Origin of the sequence: Campylobacter concisus, from assembly GCF_015229955.1 — a bacterium.
In the GTDB taxonomy this organism is placed as follows: domain Bacteria; phylum Campylobacterota; class Campylobacteria; order Campylobacterales; family Campylobacteraceae; genus Campylobacter_A; species Campylobacter_A concisus_AT.
On record NZ_JAAKYZ010000004.1, the window covers coordinates 30,160 to 54,378 of the forward strand.

The window sequence follows — 24,219 nt, forward strand, 5'->3', positions numbered from 1 at the left end:
AATTTATTAAGCATTTTAAAAGAGTTTATCTATCTCTTTTACTAGCTTTTCACCGCTAAAATCGGCACAAAGCTTAACTATTTGCGTGCCTATTATCGCTCCGTCAGCATATTTTTTTACTTCATTAACATCATCTTTGTTTTTTATACCAAAGCCAACAGCCACTGGCAGATCGCTCTTTTTCTTAAGCTCTAGAACTAAATTTTTTATCCTATCTTCATCAGCTCTTTTTGAGCCGCTAACGCCGATTGCGCCAAGAGCGTAGATAAATCCTGAGCCAAATTTTAAAATTCCATCCGCCCTACCACCAGATGTAACACTGATAAGTGGCACGAGGCTTAATTTTAGCTCCTTACATTTTAGAGCAAATTCCTCGCACTCCTCGCAAGGCAGATCCGGAACGATAAAGCCGCTAACTCCAGCCTCAACTGATCTTTTTAGAAATTTATCAACGCCGTAAGCAAAGATGATGTTGTAATAAACCAGAAATACAAGTGGCTTTGTCACTTTTGCCTTGCAGCCTTCAAGCATATCAAAGACAACGTCTGTATTTACGCCATTTTGCACCGTCTCAAAGCTAGCTTGCGCGATGAGTTTTCCGTCAGCTAGCGGATCAGAGTAAGGGATGCCGATCTCGACTAAATCAAGCGTGCTCTCGTTCAAATTTTCTAAAAATTCCTTCGTTTTTTCTAGGCTTGGATATCCAGCCACGATGTAGCCGATGTTTGCCTTTTTGCCACTAAATGCGCTTCTAACCTTATCCATAAATTTTTCCTTTTTCGTAGCCTATAACTGTGTTTATATCCTTATCGCCCCTGCCTGAGACGTTTACGACGATGACGCTTTTTTTATCGAGTTTTGGGCAAAGCTTTTCTAGATATGCCAGCGCGTGCGCGCTCTCGATGGCTGGGATGATGCCCTCCATCTTGCTTAGAAAATACAAGGCATTTATGCACTCATCGTCGGTCACGGCTTCGTATTTTACCCTTTTGATATCGTTTAGGTGAGCGTGCTCTGGGCCTATGCCTGGGTAGTCTAGGCCTGCTGAGATGCTGTGAACTGGCGAGATCATGCCATACTCATCTTGCAACACGGTCGTTTTCATGCCGTGGATGATGCCGGTTTTGCCTTTGCTAAGCGTAGCTGCGTGATAAGGCGTCTCTATACCAAGTCCGCCAGCCTCTATGCCTACTAAATTTACACTCTCATCGTCCAAAAATGCACTAAAAATGCCAATAGCATTACTGCCGCCACCAACGCAGGCGATAACGTAGTCAGCCTTTTTACCATAGTCTACAAGCTGAGCTTTGGCCTCTGTGCCGATGATGCTTTGGAAGTCACGCACGATCTTTGGGTATGGGTGCGGGCCAACGGCTGAGCCGATGACGTAAAATGCGCTTTCTATCTCATTTACCCACGCTTGAATAGCCGCCGTAGTCGCCTCTTTTAGCGTTTTTAAGCCATCTTCTACGCTCACCACTTTTGCGCCAAGAAGCTGCATACGAAAGGCATTTAGCTGCTGTCTAGCAACGTCTGTTGCGCCCATATATACGTCACACTCTAAGCCCAAAAGTGCCGCTGCAGTCGCTGTTGCCACGCCATGCTGACCAGCTCCAGTCTCAGCTAAAATTTTCCTTTTACCCATTTTTTTAGCAAGCAGCGCTTGAGCTAGGGCATTATTTATCTTATGCGCGCCCGTGTGGTTTAGATCCTCTCTTTTTAGGTAAATTTCATGTCCATAGTGCTCGCTTAAGCGCTTTGCAAAAAAGAGCGGACTAGGCCTGCCAACGTAGTTTTTCAAAAGATCATCAAGCTCATCTTTAAACTCTTTTGTCTTTGCGATGCTCTCATAAGCATTTTCTAGCTCATCAAGTGCAAACATCACCGTCTCAGGCACGAACTGCCCGCCAAATTTTCCAAAATACGCCTTGCTATTCATTTTTATCCTTTACTTTTAATTTATTCTGTTGTTTGATATCCTACAATTTCCAACCCACTGCTCTATTTTTTCTACCTGTTCTTTTTGTAAATACTTTTGCAGGTGTGCTTTGTTTAGTAAGTACAGAAGAGAAAGGATGTCTTTTGCAGTCTTTTGTTTTTCATCTTCGCCAATACAAGAGAAAAAATCAAGAGTTTTTGTTTTATCCTCTGCATGACTTTCACCGTGCAAAACCAAACGATACATTAAATTTTCAAAATATGCTTGTTGTTCTGGGCTTAAATTGACTACTATTGTCTTGTCTCTTGCGATATCTTCTATGCCACACTGATAATTAAATGTGCCAAAGGTTTCTAGTACTTTTCTCATGTTATTGCCAATATTTACATTTTCTGATATAGAGTTATTTGCATAATCATAAATCTCGTTCAAAAGAGTTTTATATTCTGAATATTTTTTACCAAAATCAACTAATTTCTGATTTTTTAGTTCTCTTTGTATAAAAATTACTTCATTTTTATCGTTGATTTTTATTTGTGGTAGTGAGCCAATAATCTTTTGCATATCAAACGCGCTCATCAAATCGTGAGTTAAAATTATCATCTTGCTTTTATTGCAACCGGTCATAATTTTATGAATTTGGTAATTTAAAAATGACATCATCCCAACTCTATTTTCAAAATCAAAGCTAGAAATCGGATCATCTATAACTATAAATTTTGGTTTTGTATAAAATTCCTCACTATTCTCGCCTTTAAAAATTTCGGTAAAAAAATAGCTTAATGCAATAGCGTTTCGCTCGCCGGTCGAGACGTCTTTGGCTTTTACTCTATTGCTGTTTGATTTTAAGACATATTGCCCTTGATTTTCGCTAAGTTCAAGCCTACCTTCTTTAAAAAATATATATTTTAGATATTCATTAATCTTATCTTGAGCTATATTTATCTGCTCATTTTGAGCATTTAGTTTTGAAATTTTACTAGTTATACACCCTAGTCGCTTATCATTATGCTCTCTATTACTGTCTAAAGTCTTCTTAACTTCTAGCTTTTCTTCATAATGTTTAAAATCATCTTTTATCTCGTAGTAGGCTATTTGTTTATTTAGTTCTTCAAGCTCTTGTTTTAGCTCGTTTGCTCTATCTTTTTGTGCCATAAAAACTTGTCTTTTTTGCTCAATCTGGTCCAAATTTTGATTTAATTCATTAACTAAGTTGTCAAAATTTACATCTAAATTTAAGGCGACGAAAGGATTTTGTATCTTTTGATTTAGTTTTTCAGTGATTTCAGTTTGGCAAGTATTAATTTGTATTTTTATGGCATCAAATAAATCTTTATCTAATTTATCCATATCTGGCAAATTTTTTAAACTATTTAGTGAATTCTGGATTTCTTGCTTCTTGTTTTCCAAATTCCTTCGATGGTTTTGTATATCTGGATTAAAGATTGTTTCTAAGCTTGATAAAATTTCTTTTTTATATTCGTCTGTTAGTTTTTGAAAGCAATATGGACAAATATCTTTATCACTTTCCATTATATTTTTAGTTACCAAATGGCTTGCTTCTGCTATTGCCTGTTTTATTTCTTCTTCTCTTGAGGTTAATTGCTTTTGTTCTACTTGATGTAGCAAAAGCTGCTTAATTTCTTCAAAATTTAACTTTTTTATATCTTCCGAAAAATTTAAATCGCTTTGCATATCTTCGTAGGATTTAAGTTTTTCATCAAAGTTATTTTTCAGCTCATCTGTACTTACATCTGTTTCAAAATGATCTATGATATTTTTTGCGAATTCTATTGTTTTATTTTGTAAATTTCTATTTGTATTTCCTAAAATATTTTTCTCTCGTTCGGCAAAGTTATCTTTTAAGCTTTTTATTATGTCATACTTATATTTTTCAGGATTATCTGTATTTTGTATATCACTATATTTTTGAAAATCTTCTTGATATTTACTTTGTCTTCCTTTTAATTTTTCATTAATCCTTTTTGCTTTTTCAAGCTTCTCATCTATATCTTTCGCTTTTCCAAGTAAAACTATCGCGTCTAAACCATTATTTTTAATTTTAACTTTACTATTTACATACTCTTCATTAAATACAAAAATATTCTTTTTCTGATCTTCGTTTGTTAAATCTACTGCTGCGCCGCTTTTGTCTATAATTTGGCTAGCAATAAGAGATTGATTGTTTTGTTCGACGGTATCAAAAGCTTGAGAAATAGTGCTTTTACCGCTTCCGTTTTTGCCATAGATTAAACAAAATCTATGGTACTCTTTCTCAAAAAAATTTAATTTTACTTCACTTTGAAAGCACTTTCCCTGAATTTTTATGCCACAAAAATTACTAAACATTGTATCATTCACTCCAATGTGTTGTTAAATTTTACTACATTTAAAATTCTCTCTATCTTTTGCGCATCTTTTATGCCGTTTTCATTTTCGACTTTAGAGTTGATATCGACTAGATATGGCTTAAATTTGAGCGCTTCTTTTATATTGTGCTCGCCTATGCCCCCAGCCATACCGAATTTAAATTCTGCCTCTTTTAAAATTTCCCACTCAAAGCTAGTGCCATTTCCGCCGGCATTTTCACCCTTGCAGTCAAAAAGCGCCATGTCAAAATGCTTAAAATCAACCTCTGGCAAGCTATCTTTCACACTAAAAACCTGCCAAATCTCAAGCCCCATATCTTTTAAATTTGCACCTAAATTTTCACTCACCACTCCATGCACCTGAGCCACGTCAAGACCAACAAACTGGCAAATTTCCATTATCTCGCAATCACTTTGCTCCGCAAAAACACCAACTACTTTTTTGCCCTTGCTGTGAGCAAATTTCGCTATCTGCCTAGCTAAATTTAGCTCGACCCTTCTTTTACTTTTGGCAAATATCAGCCCGATAAAATCAACATCCAAAGCACAAACCGCACTTGCCTCATCTAGCGTTTTGATGCCACAAATTTTAACTAGCGCCATTAGCCCCAGCCTTTATAAACTCTTCATAAAATTTATACGCCTTGCCAGAATTTATCGCCTCAAGCACCATTTTTTTGGCCTCGTCTGGGCTCTTTGCGCCATCAGCTGCGTAGAGTGCAAACATCGCGTTAAAGACCACGATGTCAAATTTCGCCCCCTGCTCCTCGCCTTTTAGCGTGCGGATCAATGTCTTGGCGTTTTCTTCAGGCGTGCCACCCTCGATATCGCTGTGAAGCGCTCTTTTAAAGCCAAACTGCTCTGGCGTGATACTGTACTCAAAAATTTCTCCATTTTTTAGCTCAACAACGCTTGTTTCGCTACAAAGCGTGATCTCATCTAGTCCGTCATCTCCGCGAACGACTAGAGCGTGCTTTCTGCCAAGGATTTTAAGCGTCTGAGCGTAGAGTTTTAAGACAGGCTTGTGATAGACGCCAACTAGCTGGTTTGTAAGGTTTAAATTTGGATTTAATAGCGGTCCAAGGACGTTAAATACGGTCCTTATACCAAGTCTTTGGCGCACCTCTCTCACCTCACCAACTAGCGGATGGAAAAATGGAGCGTGGAAAAAGGCTAAATTTTTACTAGCTAAATTTTCACGCTGTTTTGCCAGTGATTTTTCACTTTTTACACCTAAAATTTCAAGCACATCAGAGCTACCTGATTTGCTTGAAACTGCCTTGTTGCCGTGTTTTGCGACCTTTATACCAAGGCTTGCAAGGATAAATGCAACTGTAGTTGAGATATTTATCGTCTTAAAGCCATCGCCTCCGGTGCCACAAAGATCGATCATAGGCGTATCGTCGCGGTAAGTTTGCGAGTATTTTAGGATATTTTTTGCAAGTGCAGCGAGGCTTTTTGGATAGAGGCTCTTTTCGCTAATTAGCACCAAAAGGGCTGAGAGCTGCACGATCTCGTACTCTTTGCTAGCTATTATCTCGCAAATTTGTTCAAAGTCGCTATCATCAAGCGGGATATTCTCTTGAAGCTTTATAAGATATGGCTTAAGTGAGCGAATTTTAGGCTCTTTAGCCTCTTCTTTTGCCTTGTAATTTACAAAATTTTCAACGATCTTTTTGCCGTATTGTGTGAAGTAGCTCTCAGGGTGAAACTGGATGCCAAAGATCGGCTTATCTTTAACGCTAAGTGCCATAACTACGCCATCATCACTGACCGCGTCAGCACTTAAGCTAGCTGGGAGCTCATCGACATAAAGCGAGTGGTAGCGCATAACCTCAAAGCGCTCAGGCAACCCTGCAAAAAGTGGCTCTTTATTTTTCACATCAATAAACGAGGTCTTGCCGTGAAGTGGGTCGTCTAGCCTTTTTATCTTTGCACCAAAACTAAGCCCTATGGCTTGGTGTCCAAGACAAATTCCAAGCACCGGCACGCCAAGGTCGGCTTTTAGAATTTCTAAACAAACTCCGCTATCTTTTGGGTGCTTTGGCCCTGGGCTTAAAATGATCTTGCTTGGGTTTAGTTTTTTGATCTCATCAAGCGTGATCTTGTCGTTTCTAACGCATTTAACCTCTTCATCTGTAAGCTCTTTTACATATTGCTCAACATTAAAAACAAAACTGTCGTAATTATCTATGAGTAAAATCAACCTATATCCTTTAAATTTAGCAGCGGTTGAGCCTTGGCTAAATTTCTATAAATTTAGGCAAAATTATAACTAAAAGAAAGTTTAATTAGGCTTTTGTACGGCTTTCGTAGGCTTTTAAAAGTGAAAGCATGTCGACGTTTTCTAAATTTACACCAGTTGGCACACCTTGAGCGATCTTGCTAAATGAAATTTCACTCAAGCCAAGCTTGTCCTCGACGTAAAGCATAAGGGCGTCTGAATTTAACCCCGGCGTAAAGGCAAAAACAACCTCTTTTGAGCCATTTTGTTTGATCGCACTTCGCAGCCTCTCTATGGCGTCCTCGTCGATCTCGTCAAGCACGAAGTAAAGGCCATTGTAGATGCCATTTTGCTCAAAGACTAGGATGTCTTTTGGACTCTCAACCAGCAATATAACCTCACTATCCCTGCTCTCGTCGCTACAAATATCACAAATTTCATTTTCACTTAGCCCACCGCAACGCTCACAGCGCTTGATAAATCTAACCGCATCTTCGATATTTTGAGCGAGCCTTAGCCCTGCAAAGCTATCTTGCATGCAGACAAAATAGGCAAACCTTGCGGCTGATTTTTTACCAACACCAGGGAGCTTTGCAAAAGACTCAGTTAGCTCGTTAAATTTCTCTAAGCCTCTTTTCATGCTCGCTTCGCCTTTGATCTAAGTAAAATTTTAAATACATGATAGCCGTCTTCATAGTCATAAACAAGCTCAAATTTTTGCATCTGACAAATTTGCTCAATGATATAAAGTCCAAGCCCCATACCGCTTCCCGCACTTACCTTGTCACCACGCACAAAGGCTTGTTTGTAGTAGTCAATCGGATGATTTAGCTTTTTGCCTAAATTTTTAACCGCTATAAATTCGCTATCGCAGATCAAAATAGCCTTTTTATCCTCTGCGTATTTTAGGGCATTGTCTATCAAATTTTTAATCGCTAAACTAAAAAGCTGAAAATCCACTCTTAAAATGACGTCATCTCTGATATCACAGCTCACTCGCTCTTCAAATTTATCAAGCATTAGCATATCTTGCACCTGCTCCAAAATAAGCGAAAAATGGCACTCTTGGTAGTTTAATGCGTAGCTTTTAGAAAGGAGCTGCTCGACCTTACTAAATTCATTTATTAGCATCTCAAGGCGCTCGAAAACGTTTATGAGCCTCATCTTTTGGGTCTCATTTGCGACCATTTCAGAGACGATCCTGCCCTTGCCAATCGGAGTCTTTAGCTCATGCATGATCGCACGTAAAAATAGCTGCCTTGAGCGGATGAGCTCTCTAATCTTGCAAACAGCGTTATCAAACTCAACCGCAACCTGTCCGATCTCGTCTTGCTCGTTTTCATTTAGCCTAGCCGTCATCGCCATTTCCATATTTCCACTGGCAAATTTTCTGATATCTTTACTAAGCCTTCTAAGTGGTGAAAGACTTCTAAGAACGGAAACATAAAGTGAGATGAGAAGGGCTGAAACTATCAAAAATGCGACCCAAAGCGGGTCATTTACGTGTCTTGCGTCGTTACTTTCAAGAAGCAGCTGAAAAGATGGATTTTTAATAAGCAAATACAAATCGCCTTTATAATTAACCGATTGCACCACTCCAAGAGGTGTGTGCTGCGTAAAAACAACAGTCCCGTTTGTAGCTATTGAAGTGGCTAAATTTTTATTTCCAACATACTCTAAGTAAAAATTTTTAAAATAATGCTCCAAATCTCTTGGAGGATTTCCGCGTTCATAGAGTGCGACAAGGTAGTTCATCGCACTTATTTGTCTATCCTTTAGTTTTTCTAAAGCGCTTTCTTGCTGAATGTTTGCAAAAGTTACAAAGAGCAAGCACATCAGCGAGAAAGCTATGGCAAAGATAATAGTTATCTTCGTAGTTATGGAATATTTCATCCGATAAGCTTATATCCTATGCCTCTTACTGAAAATATATGTTTTGGGGCTTTTGAGCTATCACCGATTTTTGATCTAAGGCGTCCGATAATAACATCTAAGCTCTTTGAATCTTTATCTTTTAGGCTTTTGCAATTATAAACTAGCTGTTCGCGTGATACTGAAAAGCTGTGTTGCTTAATGAGATAAGTTAAAATTTCATACTCAGCTGGAGTAAGTGCCAATGGCTCATTGTTAAAGTAAATTTCGTGACGTTTATCATCGATCCTAAATGCGCTATCAACGACCTCTTCTTGTACTTCATTTGTCTTTTTATATCTTCTTATAAGACTTGTGATACGAGCATACATCTCTTTTGGATCGTATGGTTTTGGCAAATAATCATCAGCACCAAGCTGAAGTCCAACAACCTTGTCACTAATATCGCTTCTAGCTGAGCTTATGATGATAGGGATGTCATATTTTTGGCGAATTTCTTTACAAACCTCAAGCCCATCAATGCCCGGTAAAGTAAGATCAAGTATTAACAAATCATAGTTTTTTATCCCAGCGCTAAGCCCTAAATAAGGGTCCTCAAAATTCGTAACTTTTATATTAAAACTATCAAGATATTCAGATAAAATTTGTGCAAATTCTGGATCGTCTTCTATCATTAAAACATTAACCATGAATTATCCTTTTTATTAAAAATAGTAGAGATTATACGGCAAAAATGTAAATTCTTTTTTAAATTTAAACTTTTTTGGGTAAAATCCCATATTTAAAATAAGCTTAATTAACAAGGAAAAATGTGGAATTTGACTATTACGAAATCCTTGAAATTTCAAGAAATGCAAGCGGAGATGAGATCAAAAAAGCCTTTAGAAGGCTTGCTTTAAAATATCATCCAGATAGAAATTCTGGCGACAAAGAGGCTGAACTAAAATTTAAACAGATAAATGAAGCTTATCAAGTTTTAAGCGACGAACAAAAACGCTCTATCTACGACAGATACGGCAAAGAAGGCCTTGAGGGTCGATTTGGTAGCGGTGGTGGATTTAGTGCCGATTTTGATCTTTCAGATATTTTTGACTCATTTTTTGGTGGCGGTTTTGCAAGTAGTTCTAGGCAGAGAAAAAGATACTCTGAAAAATACTCAGCCGATCTTGAAATTCCTATAAATTTGGAGTTTAACGAAGCTATTTTTGGTTGCGAAAAAGAGATAAAATTTGATCAAAAAGTGCCTTGCCCAACATGCAATGCAACTGGCAGTAAAGATGGCAAGAGTAAGACATGCCAGCACTGTGGCGGAAGTGGCAGGATAACACGCGGAAATGGCTTTATGAATATCGTCCAAGAGTGCCCATATTGCCACGGAAGCGGTGAAGTAATAAGCGAGCCATGCCCTGATTGTAACGCAAAAGCTTATAAAATCCAGCAACAAACTGTAAAGATTACCATCCCTGAAGGTGTTGATAGCGGTATGAGAATGAGAGTAGCTGGCAAAGGCAATATCGGCACAAACGGTATTCAAGGCGATCTTTATGTAAGTATAAACGTAAAAGAAGATAAGCATTTTATTCGTCACAACGACGATGTTTATCTAGAAATTCCTGTCTTTTTCACGCAAGCTATACTTGGCGAAAGTATAAAAATTCCAACTCTTCGAGGAGAAACTGAGCTAAAACTACCTATTGGAGCAAAAGATAAGCAGCAATTTATCTTTGAAAATGAAGGTATTAAAAGCGTAAATTCGCGTAAAAAAGGTAGGCTCGTAGCACAAATTTCTATTCAAACGCCTGAAAAACTAAGCGATGAGCAAAAGGAGCTTTTAAATAAGCTTCAAGCTAGCTTTGGTATAGAATCGGGCAAATCAAATACTGATGAAAGCGTCTTTGATAAGATAAAAAGCTGGTTTAAAGGCGATGAGCCAAAGAAGAAAAAGAAAAAATAAATTTAAATTTGTGACGTTAAATTTGACGTCACAAATTCTTTCAAAATAAATTTTATATATCCTAATTTTTACAAGTAAATTTCACACAAATTTTAAAATTTCATGAGCGAGTAATTTCGGCTCTAAAATTTGAGCTAAACAAAAAGCAAAGACAAATTTTAGCAGTCAATTCTTACGAGCAAGCAAAATTTTAAAATTTGCAAGAGAGTATATAAATTTACTCAGTTGCAAGCTCCAAATAATAATCAAGCTGATCGCGCCTGATGATACGTATAAGGTTCGTGCTACCCTCAACGCCCGTAGGGTGACCGGCAGTGACAAGATAGGTCTTGTCGTGTTCAACATATCTCTCTTCATACGCCTTTTTCATGACGTTTGCTAAAAGTGAGCTAAGTTTTGTTTTTTCTAGTACAAGTGCTGGCGTAACACCCCAAGCGAGAGTAAGTATATGTGCTGTTTGCTCATCGTGAGCGACTGCAATGATGTCAATGTTTGTGCGGTTTCTAGCTAATTTTATAGCCGATTTTCCTGAGCCAGTGATTGAGATTAATGCATCTGCTTTTATGCGAACAGCAAGAGATGCGGCGCTACTTGCCACCATATCAGTTTCGTCAAAAAAGTCAAACTCATCAAATTTATTATATGGATAGATGCTTTGAGTTTGGATGATCGTTTTACTCATCGCCTCCACGACCGCGACTGGGTTTTTACCTATCGCGCTCTCCTCGCTTAGCATAACAGCATCAGTACCGTCTAGCACGGCATTTGCCACGTCGCTGATCTCCGCTCTTGTGGCAGTCTCATGCTCTGCCATGCTTAGCATCATCTGAGTTGCTGTGATGACTGGCTTGCTTGCTGCATTTGCTTTTTTGATGATGAGCTTTTGGATAGTTGGAACCCTATAAAATGGCACTTCTATGCCAAGATCGCCACGAGCTACCATGATACCATCACTCTTTGCAATGATGTCGTCTATATTTTCAACCGCGTCAAATTTCTCGATCTTAGATAAAACAGCAGCTCTTGAGCCAAATTCTTTTAAGATATTTTTTGCTTTTATTACGTCATTTGCATCTTGCACGAAGCTAATAGCGACAAAATTTACGCCATGCTTTGCGCCAAATTTCATATCTTCTTTATCTTTTGGTGTGATGATCTCTATACCAAGAGCTGTATTTGGGAAATTTACGCCTTTGTTTGAGTTTAAAATTCCATCATTTTCAATGATAGTTTTTACTATTTCTTTACCTTCACTAACGACCTTTGCTCTTATAGAGCCATCATAGAGATAGACATACTCGCCAACCTTTAGCATTGGCAAAATTTGAGGCTGATTTAGGCTTACTTTATATACTCCCTTCTCGACTTTTTCACCTACGATATCATCTGCGTAAATACTTAGTTCATCGCCAGCTTGTAGATAAAATGGCTCACTAAGCTTGCCAACTCTGATCTTTGGACCGCAGATATCTTGTAAAATTCCTATTCTCTTATTTAGCTTTTTTTCGATATTTCTTATCTTGTCAATGTTTGATTTATGGTATTCGTGTGTCCCATGGCTAAAATTTAAACGAAAGACATTAACACCCGCTTTTACCATCGCTTCCATTGTCTCTTCATTATCACTTGCTGGCCCCAAAGTAGCTACGATTTTTGTCTTTTTTATCATTTTATGCCCCATAAATTTGATTTTTGCGATTATAACACATTTTAATAATGTAATTTTTTGTATAATAGGCAAAATTTTAAAGGAGAAGATATGAATAAATTTTTATTAGCGTCTCTTGGTTTGGCAGCTGTTGCTTGCGTTGCTATGGGAGATGATAAAGTTTATAAGCTAAAGCTTGCTAGCTCATGGGAGAGCACTATGCCAGTGCTTGGTGATGTACCAAAAGAGCTAAAGGATAAAGTTGAAAAGATGAGTAATGGCAGACTTGAGCTAAGGATTGATTATCCATCAAAGCATAAATCACCTTTTGCGATGCTTGATTTTGCTAAAAGTGGTCAATACGACATTACCTACACAAGTAGCTATTATTATAAAGGCAAAGATGCTAAAACTATATTTTTTACAGCAACTCCATTTATGATGAATACTGATGAGCAAACAGCTTGGTATGAATTTGGCGGTGGCAAGGAGCTTGAGGCAAAAGTTTACGATCCATACAATATCAAAATTTTTAGAGCTGGAAATACCGGCATGCAAATGGGTGGCTGGTTTAAAAAAGAAATAAAATCATTAGATGATATCAAAGGCTTAAAGATAAGAATTCCGGGCTTTGGTGGTGAAATTTACGCTAAACTTGGCGCTAACATTAACACTATCCCAACTGGTGAGCTTTACATGGCTCTTGAGATGGGAACGATCGACTCAGTCGAATGGGTAAGCCCAGCTTATGACATGGCACTTGGCTTTCACAAAGTGGCAAAATACTACTACACAGGCTGGCAAGAGCCAAACGGTGAAACTCAATTTTTCTTTAATAAAAAATCATACGAGAAGCTTCCAGATGACCTAAAAGCGATCTTTGAAGCAGCTGCAGCAGAAGTAGCAAGAGATGCAAATACAAAAGTATTTTATTCAAATGTCGAGTACTGGGATAAAATGAAAAGCGAGTATCCAGACATCCAAGTAAAATCTTTCCCACCAGAAGTAATCGCGGCTCTTAAAAAAGCCACAAATGAGCTTCTTGATGAAGAGAGTGCTAAAGATCCGTTATTTAAAGAGATCGTTGAGTCTCAAAGAGCTTTCCTTAAAAAAGCAAGAGAATGGACTAAAATTTCAGACTACGCTTATATCAAAACAAACGAATAGTAAAATTTAGCAGGGATTTTCCCTGCTTTTTATATTTACTCCAATTACTTTCAATAAAAATTTTAATCAAAATGTTTTTATACAAGCCATAAATTTTTACAAAAATAAATACTGGCGGCTATTATAGATAGAAAATTTCTCTCATTGAGCGCTCTATCTTTGACTCATCGAGTGTATTGTTAAAAAATAAATTTAGTGCTAAGACCGCTTGATATAAAAGCATATCGGCACCATCTTTTACACCAAGGCTGCTTTGCTTGGCCATTTCTAAAAATGGTGTTTGCTTACCATAAATCACATCAAATGCGAATTTAGCATCTTTAAAAATGCTTTTTAAAATTTCTTTAGGTGCTGGTAGAAAATCATCCTTTAAACCAGCAGAGGTCGAGTTAATGACTAGATCAAATTTTTGCTCTTCATAGTTATCCCAACTAAAGCATTTGTACTCATCTTTAAATTTCCCAAGCCTATCTTTGCTTCTATTTAGTATGCAAACATCAACGCCTTGTTCTTTTAATGCATAAGTTATGGCATTTGCAGTACCGCCAGCTCCAAGAACAATAGCTTTTTTTACATCTTTAAAATTTTTTATTGCCTTTAAAAACCCGGGCGCATCTGTATTGTATGCATAAATTTTGTCATTTTTAAGCACAAGCGTATTTGCAGAGCCTATTTTACGAGCTATATCTGAAGCTTCATCGGCTAAATTTAAAGCCCACTCTTTATGTGGAAGAGTTACGTTTGCACCGTTTAATTTTAAGGATTTAAATTTATTGATTAATTCGCTACCATCTTTTAACAAGACCCTTGCATAAAGTGCTTTTAAGCCCAGGTCTGCAATGGCTTTATTGTGCAGCCTCGGAGATACCGAGTGAGCTATTGGATCTCCAAAGACTGCGAATGTTTTCATTTTGCTCTAAAGATAAAAGCGTCTTTATTGATATCTTTTCTAATATCACCTACTGCTTTTTGAAGCGTTTTTTCATCAAATGGACCAACTAAAATTTTAGTCAGTTCACCAACTTTTATAGTCTTGTAGCTATATCCCTTAGCAGCGATCTTCTTCATATATTCAGCATTTGGATTAAATTTACTAGTCACAAATACTTGAACATAAGAGCCTTTTGTGGCAGGTTCAGTTTTAGCTACTTCAGCTTTTTTGTCCGTTTTTTCTATTTTGGTTTCAGCTTTTTTTTCAATCTTTTTATCTACTTTATTTTCAGTCTTAGCTGGTTTTGCCTCACTCTTTTTATCAGTAGCTGCTACTTTTTCGACTTTTTTAACTGGAGCATCTACCTTTGTCTCAGTTTTTTTTGCTGGTATTTCAGCAGGCTTTTCGATAGGCTTAACTATCTCTTTTGGCTCTTCAGTTTTAGAAACAGGCTTATTGTTTTCTTTATCTTTTAGCTTTTTGATCATATCTTCAAATTCATCTTGTTGCTTATTTTCAGGCACGATCGGTACTTGCTCAAAGAGCTGTGTATCGCCTTTTTTATTGTCTGAATTTGTATCAGCTATCGGAGCTTGTCTATCTACTGGCTGCTCAGCTGGTACTGGAGGAAGCACTAGTCTTGAATCAGCTTCATTTTGCGCTTGTGAAGGATCGCTTGAATTTACTAGCTTCATAGCCACTACAATAATCAAAAAAAGTATAATAAGAGCTGCTATAAATATAAGAAGTTTTTTTAGCTTCAATCCTCTTGCGTCATCATCTCTTTCTAAAAGAATATCTTTTAACTCATCGTTTTCCACTTTTTATCCTTAATTACATATATTTTGACCAACTTGCCCCGCGCTCTTTTTGATAGAGTTTATAAGGTAAAGTTAGTATGTTAAATTCTTTTGGCATATCGATATTTGGAAACATCCTCCACTCTTTAGGCAGCTTCTGTGAAAGCTTTGCGTTGAGCATATTTGCTAGCTGGCAAGCCTCATTTAGCGTGGTGTGGCCTTTATGCACATAAAGATGCAGATGTCCTGGCGTCTTACTCTCGTAGGCTGTAAAATTTATAAATCCCTCTTCTCTTAAAAGAAGCTGTGCTTTATGCCAAAATCTATCTGGGGTTCTGCCGTTATAGTCAAAGACTATATTTTCAACTTTATCGTATGCATTTATTAAAGAGTGCGCGATAACAGCCTTGCCCTCTTCATGCTCTTTCATGACACTATAAGTTAGTGGCTCGTTGATCTTTTCAAATTTATCAAAGAAAATTTTGCCTCTGTATTCTATTTTATTAACGATCGTATCACGCTTAATATAGTAGTGAGTTGTAATAATCTTTATAAGTGCCGTATCAATACTTTGCATCAAAATGTCGCTTTATCATAGATTATAAATTTATGAGCAAGTTCAACTAGCTCAGCTTTTGTCTTCTCTTGCAAAGATGTGTTGTTTATGTCGCTTAGCACATCAGCTATTTTATTTGCTATTAGTTCAAACTCAGCTTCTTTCATGCCACGAGCCGTAAGCGCAGGACTACCAACACGTATACCACTTGTGATAAATGGGCTTCTTGTCTCGCCTGGAACCGTATTTTTATTTACTGTTATGCCTGCATTTCCAAGAGCGATATCAGCGTCTTTACCGCTAAAATCTCTATTTAAAAAGCTCATTAAAATTAGATGGTTATCAGTACCGCCACTCACTAGATCAAAGCCTCTTTTTATTAGTACTTCGCCTAATTTTTTAGCATTTGCTTTTACTTGTTTAGCGTAAATTTTCCACTCAGGGCTAAGGTTGTGCTTAAAGCCAACAGCCTTGCCAGCAATGACGTGAACTAGTGGACCACCCTGGATGCCTGGGAAGATAGAAGAGTTTATCTTTTTAGCGTACTCTTCGTTGTTTGTCATGATGATACCGCCCCTTGGGCCTCTTAGAGTTTTATGCGTAGTTGAACTTACGACGTCGCAGTATGGAAAAGGACTTTGATGCTCACCAGCAACAACAAGACCAGCAATGTGAGCAACATCTGCAAAGAGTATCGCCCCAACAGCATCGGCTATCTCACGAAATTTTTTAAACTCAATCTCTCTTGTGTATGCGCTTGCGCCACAAACGATCATTTTTGGTTTTACTATCTTTGCGATATCCATGACTCTATCGTAGTTTATGCGGCCATCAAGCTCGACGCCATAGAAAAAGCTCTCATACATCTTACCAGAGCTGCTGACCTTTGCACCGTGTGTCAAATGTCCACCATGGCTTAGATCCATTCCTAAAATTTTATCGCCTGGATTAAGCAAAGCGCCGTAAACACCTTGATTTGCCTGAGAGCCAGAGTTTGGTTGAACGTTTGCAAATTCACATCCAAAAAGCTCTTTACATCTATCAATCGCTATTTGCTCGATCTCATCTACAAATTCGCAGCCACCATAATATCTCTTGCCAGGATAGCCTTCAGCGTATTTGTTTGTTAGGATTGAGCCCATTACTTCCATAACTTCTGGATATGTAAAATTTTCACTAGCAATCATCTCAAGGTGATCACATTGGCGTTTTAGCTCTAAATTTACTAGATCGTAAATATCCTTATCATAGCTTTGCAAACTCATTTTTCATTCTCCTTTATCTCATTTTTAAGTGGCCTCATCGCTGGGAAGAGTACAACGTCGCGAATTGATTTTTTATCCGTTAAAAGCATCACGAGCCTATCAATGCCTATACCCTCACCTGCAACTGGTGGCATGCCGTATCCTAGGGCTTTTACATAGTCCTCGTCCATCTCATGTGCCTCGTCATCGCCTGCGTTTTTAGCATCGATTTGCGCTTTAAAGCGGTTGTATTGATCGATTGGATCGTTTAGCTCGTTAAAGCCATTTGCTAGCTCGCGACCAGCGATAAATAACTCAAATCTCTCAGCCACATCAGGATTTGCGTCACTTCTTCTTGAAAGTGGACTGATCGAAATCGGATAATCAATAACAAATGTTGGGTGTATAAGCTTACTCTCTACGTAGTTATCAAATAACTCAGCCTGTAAGTGACCAAGATCAAGCTTCTCATTTGCTTCAAGGCCATCAGCTCTTAGTTTTGCTAAAATTTTATCTTTATCGTTTATGATATTATCGTCTAGTCCGCCAATCTCAACGAGAGCTTTTTTGTAGCTTATTCGCTTAAATGGCTTACTAAAATCAATCTCCATGCCATCAAAATTTACAACTTTTTCCATATCTAGCTTATCTAAAATGACATTAAAAAGATCCTCTGTAATGCCCATTAAATCGTGATAGTTATGGTATGCCCAGTAAAACTCTATACTTGTAAACTCAGGATTATGGGTAAGATCCATACCTTCGTTTCTAAAATTTCTATTCATCTCATAAACAGCCTCAAAGCCACCTACTATAAGGCGTTTAAGGTATAGCTCAGGTGCGATCCTTAGATATCTCTCGACTCCAAGAGCATTGTGAAAAGTGATAAATGGCTTAGCATTTGCGCCACCTGCTATTGGGTGCAGCATCGGTGTTTCAACTTCTAAAAAGCCCTTTTCTTCAAAAAATCTTCTAATCGTACTAATAATCACTGAGCGTCTTTTAAAATCTGCTCTAACTTCAGGGTTCATTATCATATCAAGATATCTTTGACGATATCTTGTCTCAACATCAACTAAACCATGATACTTCTCAGGAAGTGGGCTTATCGACTTTGAAGCAAGGCTAAGCTCGCTTACATGCATAGAAAATTCGCCAGTTCTTGTTATAAATGCATAACCTCTAACATAGACGATATCGCCTATCTCTACGTATTTTTTAACGATTTTAAACCACTCTGGATCAAGTGTTTTATTACTAAAGTAAATTTGTAAATTTCCATCTTCATCTTCGATATTTGCAAAGACCGCTTTCCCAGCATCACGAATGAGTTTTATTCTACCCGCAAGACCTACTAGCTGACCTTCGGCCTTTTTCTCTTCTGTATCATTAATATAGTTAAATTTTAGTCTAAATTTAGAGATATTCATATCTCTTCTAAGAAAATGTGGATATGGATTAATGCCTAAATTTCTTAGCTCGTCTATGCTTTGTAGTCGTTGAATCTCATGTTGGTTGTCAAATATCACCTTACTTTCCCTTTATATTATTTTTTGAGCATTTTTCACAAATTCCATAAAGCTGCATCATGTGACCAGTTAGTTTAAAGCCATGATCTTTTGCGATACTGATTTGTCTTTTTTCTATCATTGGATCTTCAAATTCTATGATAAGGCCGCACTTTCTGCATATCATATGGTCGTGATGTGGCTTTGTGGCAAGCTCAAATTTTTTGCCTTGTGAACCAAAGCTGATTGATGTCACCATTTCTGATTCTTCAAGTAGATTTAGTGTTCTATAAACAGTTGCGATACCAATATTTAGCTCAGGGTGCGTTTCTTTTATAAAAAGATAAAGTCTTTCTGGAGTAAAGTGTTCGCCATTGTTGTATAGTGTTTTTAGTAAAATTTCACGCTGTTTCGTGTATTTTAAACCATTGTCGCGAAGCACTCTTTTGAATTTCTCAAGCAACGCATCATATTCTAAATTTTCTATCATTTTATTCCCCTTTTGTGATATTAGAGTCGGTATTTACACTAGCATTTGCATCCATTGAGATAAATGCGTCAGTTTTATTTGTATCCATTGGTCTTGCCACTATCTCATCTAACTCACTTTTGATATTTTTTACATCAAGATTTGTTATCCATTTGCCAGTTTCTATCAAAACCGGATAAACTTTACTATTCGCAAAATAAGGAGCAATTATATTATTTAGCGAAGTGCCAGATATTACAGCAACTACTGCCGAAAATGTTAAGAAAATTTTTCCACTTCCCATAACAAATCCACCAAGTCTATCCAAAAAACCAAGTCCGCTTACTGAAACTATTTTTGATAAAAATTTACCAACTAGCAAGCAAACTAGCCAAAAAACTAGCCAAAGAGAGATAAATGCGACAAACTGTAAAAATGAAGGATTTTCAAATTTATATATATTTTTAGTTATAAACTCACCAGATAGATCTGAAAATCTACTAGCTATAATTAAGCCACCGATAAGTCCGATAAGTCCGAAAGCTTCTTTGATAAGTCCATTTAATATGCCTTTTATGCCAAGCATCAAGACAAGAGCAATAATAATAATATCAAACCACGTTACTAAATCCATTATATAGTTCCTATTAAATTTTGAAGTTCTTGCTGGCTAGTTGAATAAGCTAGCGCATTTTCTTTTGTAATCTTACCCTCTTTTAGTACTTTCATCAAAGCCTGAGTTTGCGTACTCATACCAGTTTGTTGCTGGTTTAGCTGCATCTGAGAGTAAATTTGATGTATTTTGTTTTCACGTATCAAGTTTGAGATAGCCATATTGTTTATTAAAATTTCATGCACCACACACCTTCCACCGCCTATCTTTGGGATCAGGCTTTGTGAAACGACAGCAGTTAGCGAAACACTAAGCATATTTCTTACTTGTAATTGCTCACTTCCATCGAAACTATCAACGATCCTATTTATAGTTTGAATGGCTGAATTTGTGTGAAGCGTACCAAAGACTAAGTGTCCGGTCTCAGCCGCCGTAATAGCCGTTGAAATCGTTTCTCTATCTCTCATCTCGCCCACAAGTATGATATCTGGATCTTCACGAACCGCAGATTTTAGAGCCCTTGAATAAGAAGTTGCGTCAGTGCCGATATTTCTATGAGAAAATAGAGCTTTTTTATTGTTATGCACAAATTCGACTGGATCCTCAATTGTAATAATATGCTTTCTATAATTTAAATTTATCTCATTAAGCATGGCTGCGAGAGTTGTTGATTTACCACTTCCTGTCGGTCCAGTAACCAAAATAAGACCTTTTTCACGCTTAATAATATGCTTAAAAATTTGTGGGGCATTTAACTCATCAAGAGATGGGATATTGATTGGGATTATACGAAAAGCGGCAGCTAAATCGCCATTCATGGTATAGTAATAGTTGCCACGAAAGCGGCCAATATCTGGAAGCTCAATCGCAAAGTCAAGCTCTTTATTATTCTCAAGTTCACTTTTTTGTTCATCAGTAATCAAAGCAAAACATAAATTCTCTATATCCTTGCCACTTAATATGCCAAAATCAATGGGCTTTAAAGCACCGTCTACTCTTATTTGCGGCTCAGATCTTGAAACAAGGTGAAGATCGCTTGCCTTATCACTTACAACAGTTTTTAAAAGTGTTTTTATACCGCTAGCAAGATTATTAAGGCTATTATCTTCTGGTATTTTTACACTTAAATTCTTTGCCTGAAGCTGTTCGATTAGATCCATATTTTTACCATTATTCTATTATTTTTGGTACAGCAAAAAAATGCCCTTCACGTGAAGGAGCGTATTTCAAGATCGTATCAATCACATCACTTGGTCTTGGCTCATCTTCTCTTAAAGGCGTGCCACCTTTTATAGAGCTAACTACAGCTTCATCGCTACTTAGATCAAGTTCATTTAAAATATCAACAAAAGATACAATCTCGCTTAGTTGTTTTTTTACTTCTTCTCTTTTTTCATCACTGATTTGTAAGGCAGAAAGTTTTTCTAATTTATTTAAAAGAGTATCATCTATTTGCATTATGTAAGTAACCTTATTAATTAATTTTGAGCCATTATATCACATTCAAGCTTTAATTTTGGGATAGTTTTAATTTAATTATGTTAAAATCTGCGAATTAAAATTTTTTAAAAATAAAGGAAAAGCGTTGGCTATAAAAGAAGATCTAACACAGATAAAACAAGAGATTGGTGCTCAAGAACAGTTTTTAGAAAGCATGATCAAAGGTGAGCGTTTCTTTAGAAAGTATAAAAAATTTATGATAATTGCCATTATTGTTGCCGTCATTGCAATTATTGGATTTTATTCGAACAAAATAATAAATGATAACAGAATTGAAGATGCAAATTTGGTTTACTCAAAGCTCATTTTAAATCCAAATGATACAAATGCCTTAAGCATTTTAAAAGAAAAAGAACCAAATTTATATGCACTTTTTTCACTTCAGCAAAAGCTTGATAAAAATGAGACAAATGGCATTAGTGAGCTTGCAAATTTAAAAGTAAATCCTATAGTAAAAGATATCATTCTTTCACAAAATGGTAATGCAAACACTCAAATTTTAAGCGAATATAGCACACTTTTAAAAGGTTTTGAGCTTTTAAAACAAAATAAAATCAAAGAAGCAAATGATGAGTTTAATAAAATTTCACTCGACTCTCAACTTCAAACTTTAGTTAAAAATTTAAAACACTATCAGGGAATAAAATAATGAAAAAAATTACTCTTTTCTTGGCTTTTGCCTTGGCTTTAGTTTTAAGCGGATGTGGCACAAAAAGACAATATTTCGAGCCAGCTCAAACCTCTGGCAAAATTTCTTTGTCAAAAGATATGCCATCTTATATCAAATCAACAAATGCAAATGGTGCCACTCTTGATAACGGCAATATTATCACCAAAAACGGCCTAAATACAAACATTAAGTTGCCTGAAAATTTTAATTTCTTAAATGAAAACAACGGCCTTATCATCTCAGCTAGTATAAATGGCGATCTAAATGTGACAGATCCTAGCGGACACAGCGTTTATAGCAATAAATTTCCAACAGCAATCGTTGCTGCCTCTCTTGATCAAAACCTGTTAGCAGCTATCAGCGCGGCAAACCACATCTATCTAATAGACATAAATACCGCAACAACAATAATGGAATATAGCTCGTCTAATATAGCAGCAGTTGATTCAAGGGTCGTAGCACCATTTTTTATGAGCTCACTTATCGTTTATCCGGCATTAGATGGCAAAATTTATATAGTACAAAAAGAGACTGGTAGAATTTTACGTGACGTGGTCGTAAGCTCTGAAAATTTCTTTAACAACATCATATTTTTAGGCGTTGAGGGCGATAATCTAATTGCAGCAACAGCGAAAAAACTAATCGTTATAAATCCAAACCAGACAGTTTATTATGACGGCGAGATCAAAGATGTATTAGTTAATAACGATGAAATTTATATCTTTAAAAAAGATGGTACGATCGTAAGAACAAATCTTATGCTAAAAGAGCAAAATAAAGTTAATTTCAAATTTGCCATCTTCTCAGCAGCTACTATTATCAATAATAAGCTTTACGTAATCGAAAAAACAGGCTACGTTATAAAGACAAATTTAGACCTCAGTGGAGCTGAAATTTATGAATTTAGCGATGAGATAAAAGATAAAAGCTTTATGGGCAATGGTGCCTTTTATTATGATAATGAACTTGTTAATTTAGGGCAATGAACCAAAAAATTTGGGAGCTTTTTGAAGCCAAAAAAATCCTTTTAAAAGATATCAAAGCACTTAATACAAGTGAATTTAGCACAAAAAAGACGCTTGATATCTTTTGGGGAGTGGACAATAAGAGCTTTTACAATCTTGTCTTTTTAAGAACAGCAAAAAGTAGATTACTACGCAAAGAGGCTTTGGAGCTTGAAGAAATTTCTAAAAAAATAGAGATGAAATTCCAAACAAGCCTAAGAAAAAAAACTATATTTTATAGCTCAGAAATTTGTTCTAAAGCCTTAAAAGAACTACAAGATAATAATTGGCGATGTTATGATTTTGTGTAATATAGGCAATACTAACGCTACATTTTTAGAAGATGGCAAAATCTCACGTATGAAAATTTCTGAGTTTAAAAGCTATAAGCCAGAAAAAAAAGTATATTTTATATCCGTAAATGATGAAATTTTAAATATTTTAAAAGATAATAAGATGTTTGTGGATCTAGAACCATTTTTTACTATTGATACGATATATCAAGGTCTAGGAGTAGATAGAATCGCAGCATGTTACTCTATAAATAATGGCGTAATCGTTGATGCTGGAAGTGCCATAACGGTTGACATTATGGCAAATTCTATTCACCTTGGAGGATATATCTTGCCAGGCATTTCAAGTATGCTAAATGCCTATAAAAGCATCTCGCCACGACTTGATATCACTATAAATTCACAAATTGACATAGATGCACTACCACAAAAAACAGCCGATGCTGTGAGTTATGGCATTATTAAACCGATAATAACTCTACTAGATAAACTAGCCGGCGATAAAAAAGTCTATTTTACTGGTGGAGATGGCGATTTTTTGTCAAAATTTTTTAAAAATGCTATTTGCGACAAGATGCTAGTTTTTCGTGCCATGCAAAAGCTAATAACTGAAAAGAAAGATATGATAATATGATAACAGTAGCACTACCAAAGGGAAGAATAGCTGAGGCAACACTAGAAATTTTTAGAAAAATTTTTGGTTCAAGTTTTTTATTTGAAGATAGAAAATTAATCCTTGAAGAAGGAAATTTTAGATTTTTAATGGTTCGCAACCAAGATATCCCAACTTACGTCACTGAAGGTGCAGCTGATATCGGTGTAGTGGGGCTTGACGTACTTGAAGAGCACAAGCCAAACGTTGTAAGGCTACTGGATTTAAAAATCGGACAGTGCAAAGTTTGTATTGGCATAAAAAACGACTCTGAACTAGATCTAAACCAGCCAGAGCTAAAAATAGCCACAAAAATGCCAAATATAACAAGAAATTATTTTACAAAACAAGCCGTAGCTGTAAAGATCATCAAGCTTTATGGCTCGATCGAACTTGCACCATTAGTTGGGCTAAGCGATGTAATAGTTGATGTAGTCGAGACTGGCTCAACCATGAAGCAAAATGGGTTAAAGATCGCTGGTGATATCATGCAAAGCTCAGCTTATCTAATAGCAAATAAAAATAGCTTTATTATTAAAAAAGATGAGATTTTAGAGCTTTACAAAAAAATCAAAGAGGAAATTTAAAGTCCTACTGGCTCATCATAAAGTACAAAAATTTCTTTAGTGATATAAAGTCCGACTATTTACTTATAAATTCTTTTAGAATAATGCATTAGTAGTTATTGACATACTTTTTGTTAATAGAGATTAGTACTGACATACAAATAACGATCTAAACGTAATAAAAATAGTAGTCTCCAACGAGCCAAGAGCCGAATATAAGCTAAAGCCTCACCACAAACA

General features: G+C 36.5%; 25 protein-coding genes. 7 read left to right on the top strand and 18 right to left on the bottom strand.

The window, feature by feature from the left end; all coding sequences use genetic code 11:
• Positions 1-15: 15 nt before the first annotated feature.
• From trpA to G6W45_RS06715, 8 genes are all read right to left on the bottom strand, one after another.
• Complete coding sequence (gene trpA, locus G6W45_RS06680; protein ID WP_194167959.1) at positions 16-765, bottom strand: tryptophan synthase subunit alpha; 750 nt, start codon at positions 763-765, stop codon at positions 16-18.
• Positions 758-1,939, bottom strand: coding sequence for a tryptophan synthase subunit beta (trpB, locus tag G6W45_RS06685; RefSeq protein WP_194167960.1), 1,182 nt, complete (start codon positions 1,937-1,939; stop codon positions 758-760). Before trpB ends, trpA begins: the two co-directional genes overlap by 8 nt.
• Before the next feature lie 15 nt (positions 1,940-1,954).
• Positions 1,955-4,288, bottom strand: coding sequence for an AAA family ATPase (locus G6W45_RS06690; protein ID WP_194167961.1), 2,334 nt, complete (start codon positions 4,286-4,288; stop codon positions 1,955-1,957).
• Positions 4,289-4,296: 8 nt separating this feature from the next.
• Positions 4,297-4,911 (bottom strand): phosphoribosylanthranilate isomerase, encoded by a 615-nt coding sequence (locus G6W45_RS06695; RefSeq protein WP_194167962.1) that lies wholly within the window; start codon positions 4,909-4,911, stop codon positions 4,297-4,299.
• Positions 4,898-6,514, bottom strand: coding sequence for an anthranilate phosphoribosyltransferase (gene trpD, locus G6W45_RS06700; RefSeq protein ID WP_194167963.1), 1,617 nt, complete (start codon positions 6,512-6,514; stop codon positions 4,898-4,900). The genes G6W45_RS06695 and trpD overlap by 14 nt, the downstream gene beginning before the upstream one ends.
• Positions 6,515-6,599: 85 nt before the next feature.
• Positions 6,600-7,172 carry a recombination mediator RecR gene (gene recR, locus G6W45_RS06705; RefSeq protein ID WP_194167964.1) on the bottom strand — a complete coding sequence of 191 codons (573 nt, stop codon included), beginning with the start codon at positions 7,170-7,172 and terminating at the stop codon, positions 6,600-6,602.
• The gene (locus tag G6W45_RS06710; RefSeq protein ID WP_021091798.1) at positions 7,169-8,425 is read right to left on the bottom strand and encodes an ArsS family sensor histidine kinase; all 1,257 of its coding nucleotides are present in this window, start codon (positions 8,423-8,425) and stop codon (positions 7,169-7,171) included. Before G6W45_RS06710 ends, recR begins: the two co-directional genes overlap by 4 nt.
• Positions 8,422-9,093 (bottom strand): response regulator transcription factor, encoded by a 672-nt coding sequence (locus G6W45_RS06715; RefSeq protein WP_021091583.1) that lies wholly within the window; start codon positions 9,091-9,093, stop codon positions 8,422-8,424. The genes G6W45_RS06710 and G6W45_RS06715 overlap by 4 nt, the downstream gene beginning before the upstream one ends.
• 122 nt (positions 9,094-9,215) lie before the next feature.
• Between G6W45_RS06715 and dnaJ the strand changes: the two genes are divergently transcribed.
• Entirely contained in the window at positions 9,216-10,358 is a 1,143-nt protein-coding gene (dnaJ, locus tag G6W45_RS06720; RefSeq protein ID WP_194167965.1) for a molecular chaperone DnaJ, read from the top strand.
• Positions 10,359-10,575: 217 nt separating this feature from the next.
• Here dnaJ and pyk read toward each other — a convergent pair whose 3' ends face one another.
• On the bottom strand, positions 10,576-12,027 hold the full coding sequence (gene pyk, locus G6W45_RS06725; protein ID WP_194167966.1) for a pyruvate kinase: 1,452 nt from the start codon (positions 12,025-12,027) through the stop codon (positions 10,576-10,578).
• 90 nt (positions 12,028-12,117) lie between these two features.
• On the opposite strand from pyk, the gene G6W45_RS06730 reads away from it, so the two are divergent.
• The gene (locus G6W45_RS06730; RefSeq protein WP_021091622.1) at positions 12,118-13,173 is read left to right on the top strand and encodes a TRAP transporter substrate-binding protein; all 1,056 of its coding nucleotides are present in this window, start codon (positions 12,118-12,120) and stop codon (positions 13,171-13,173) included.
• 121 nt (positions 13,174-13,294) lie between these two features.
• Here G6W45_RS06730 and G6W45_RS06735 read toward each other — a convergent pair whose 3' ends face one another.
• Genes G6W45_RS06735 through gatC form a run of 9 tightly spaced genes read right to left on the bottom strand, consistent with a single transcriptional unit; the run spans position 13,295 to position 20,752 of the window.
• Entirely contained in the window at positions 13,295-14,083 is a 789-nt protein-coding gene (locus tag G6W45_RS06735) for a shikimate dehydrogenase (RefSeq protein WP_194167967.1), read from the bottom strand.
• A complete protein-coding gene (locus tag G6W45_RS06740) occupies positions 14,080-14,925 on the bottom strand; it encodes an SPOR domain-containing protein (RefSeq protein WP_107770644.1) in 846 nt (281 codons plus the stop codon). The genes G6W45_RS06735 and G6W45_RS06740 overlap by 4 nt, the downstream gene beginning before the upstream one ends.
• A 13-nt stretch (positions 14,926-14,938) precedes the next feature.
• The gene (locus G6W45_RS06745) at positions 14,939-15,481 is read right to left on the bottom strand and encodes a DUF1882 domain-containing protein (RefSeq protein ID WP_103644328.1); all 543 of its coding nucleotides are present in this window, start codon (positions 15,479-15,481) and stop codon (positions 14,939-14,941) included.
• Positions 15,481-16,725 carry a serine hydroxymethyltransferase gene (gene glyA, locus G6W45_RS06750; RefSeq protein WP_194167968.1) on the bottom strand — a complete coding sequence of 415 codons (1,245 nt, stop codon included), beginning with the start codon at positions 16,723-16,725 and terminating at the stop codon, positions 15,481-15,483. The genes G6W45_RS06745 and glyA overlap by 1 nt, the downstream gene beginning before the upstream one ends.
• A complete protein-coding gene (gene lysS, locus G6W45_RS06755) occupies positions 16,722-18,230 on the bottom strand; it encodes a lysine--tRNA ligase (RefSeq protein WP_234401426.1) in 1,509 nt (502 codons plus the stop codon). Before lysS ends, glyA begins: the two co-directional genes overlap by 4 nt.
• A gap of 4 nt (positions 18,231-18,234) precedes the next feature.
• The gene (locus G6W45_RS06760) at positions 18,235-18,702 is read right to left on the bottom strand and encodes a Fur family transcriptional regulator (protein ID WP_021091630.1); all 468 of its coding nucleotides are present in this window, start codon (positions 18,700-18,702) and stop codon (positions 18,235-18,237) included.
• A gap of 1 nt (position 18,703) precedes the next feature.
• Positions 18,704-19,315, bottom strand: coding sequence for a CvpA family protein (locus G6W45_RS06765; protein WP_084041229.1), 612 nt, complete (start codon positions 19,313-19,315; stop codon positions 18,704-18,706).
• Positions 19,315-20,454 carry a type IV pilus twitching motility protein PilT gene (locus G6W45_RS06770; protein WP_194167969.1) on the bottom strand — a complete coding sequence of 380 codons (1,140 nt, stop codon included), beginning with the start codon at positions 20,452-20,454 and terminating at the stop codon, positions 19,315-19,317. The genes G6W45_RS06765 and G6W45_RS06770 overlap by 1 nt, the downstream gene beginning before the upstream one ends.
• A 10-nt stretch (positions 20,455-20,464) precedes the next feature.
• Positions 20,465-20,752, bottom strand: coding sequence for an Asp-tRNA(Asn)/Glu-tRNA(Gln) amidotransferase subunit GatC (gene gatC, locus G6W45_RS06775; RefSeq protein WP_072594515.1), 288 nt, complete (start codon positions 20,750-20,752; stop codon positions 20,465-20,467).
• Between the two features lie 127 nt (positions 20,753-20,879).
• Here gatC and G6W45_RS06780 point away from each other — a divergent pair, with 127 nt between their 5' ends.
• The 5 genes from G6W45_RS06780 to hisG are packed head-to-tail and all read left to right on the top strand — an operon-like array spanning position 20,880 to position 24,000.
• Complete coding sequence (locus G6W45_RS06780; protein WP_194167970.1) at positions 20,880-21,443, top strand: hypothetical protein; 564 nt, start codon at positions 20,880-20,882, stop codon at positions 21,441-21,443.
• Entirely contained in the window at positions 21,443-22,450 is a 1,008-nt protein-coding gene (locus tag G6W45_RS06785; RefSeq protein ID WP_194167971.1) for an L-seryl-tRNA selenium transferase, read from the top strand. The genes G6W45_RS06780 and G6W45_RS06785 overlap by 1 nt, the downstream gene beginning before the upstream one ends.
• On the top strand, positions 22,447-22,779 hold the full coding sequence (locus G6W45_RS06790) for a hypothetical protein (RefSeq protein ID WP_103577002.1): 333 nt from the start codon (positions 22,447-22,449) through the stop codon (positions 22,777-22,779). Before G6W45_RS06785 ends, G6W45_RS06790 begins: the two co-directional genes overlap by 4 nt.
• Positions 22,766-23,395 carry a type III pantothenate kinase gene (locus G6W45_RS06795; RefSeq protein WP_084041953.1) on the top strand — a complete coding sequence of 210 codons (630 nt, stop codon included), beginning with the start codon at positions 22,766-22,768 and terminating at the stop codon, positions 23,393-23,395. The genes G6W45_RS06790 and G6W45_RS06795 overlap by 14 nt, the downstream gene beginning before the upstream one ends.
• Positions 23,392-24,000 (top strand): ATP phosphoribosyltransferase, encoded by a 609-nt coding sequence (gene hisG, locus G6W45_RS06800; RefSeq protein ID WP_194167972.1) that lies wholly within the window; start codon positions 23,392-23,394, stop codon positions 23,998-24,000. The genes G6W45_RS06795 and hisG overlap by 4 nt, the downstream gene beginning before the upstream one ends.
• Positions 24,001-24,219 lie beyond the last annotated feature (219 nt).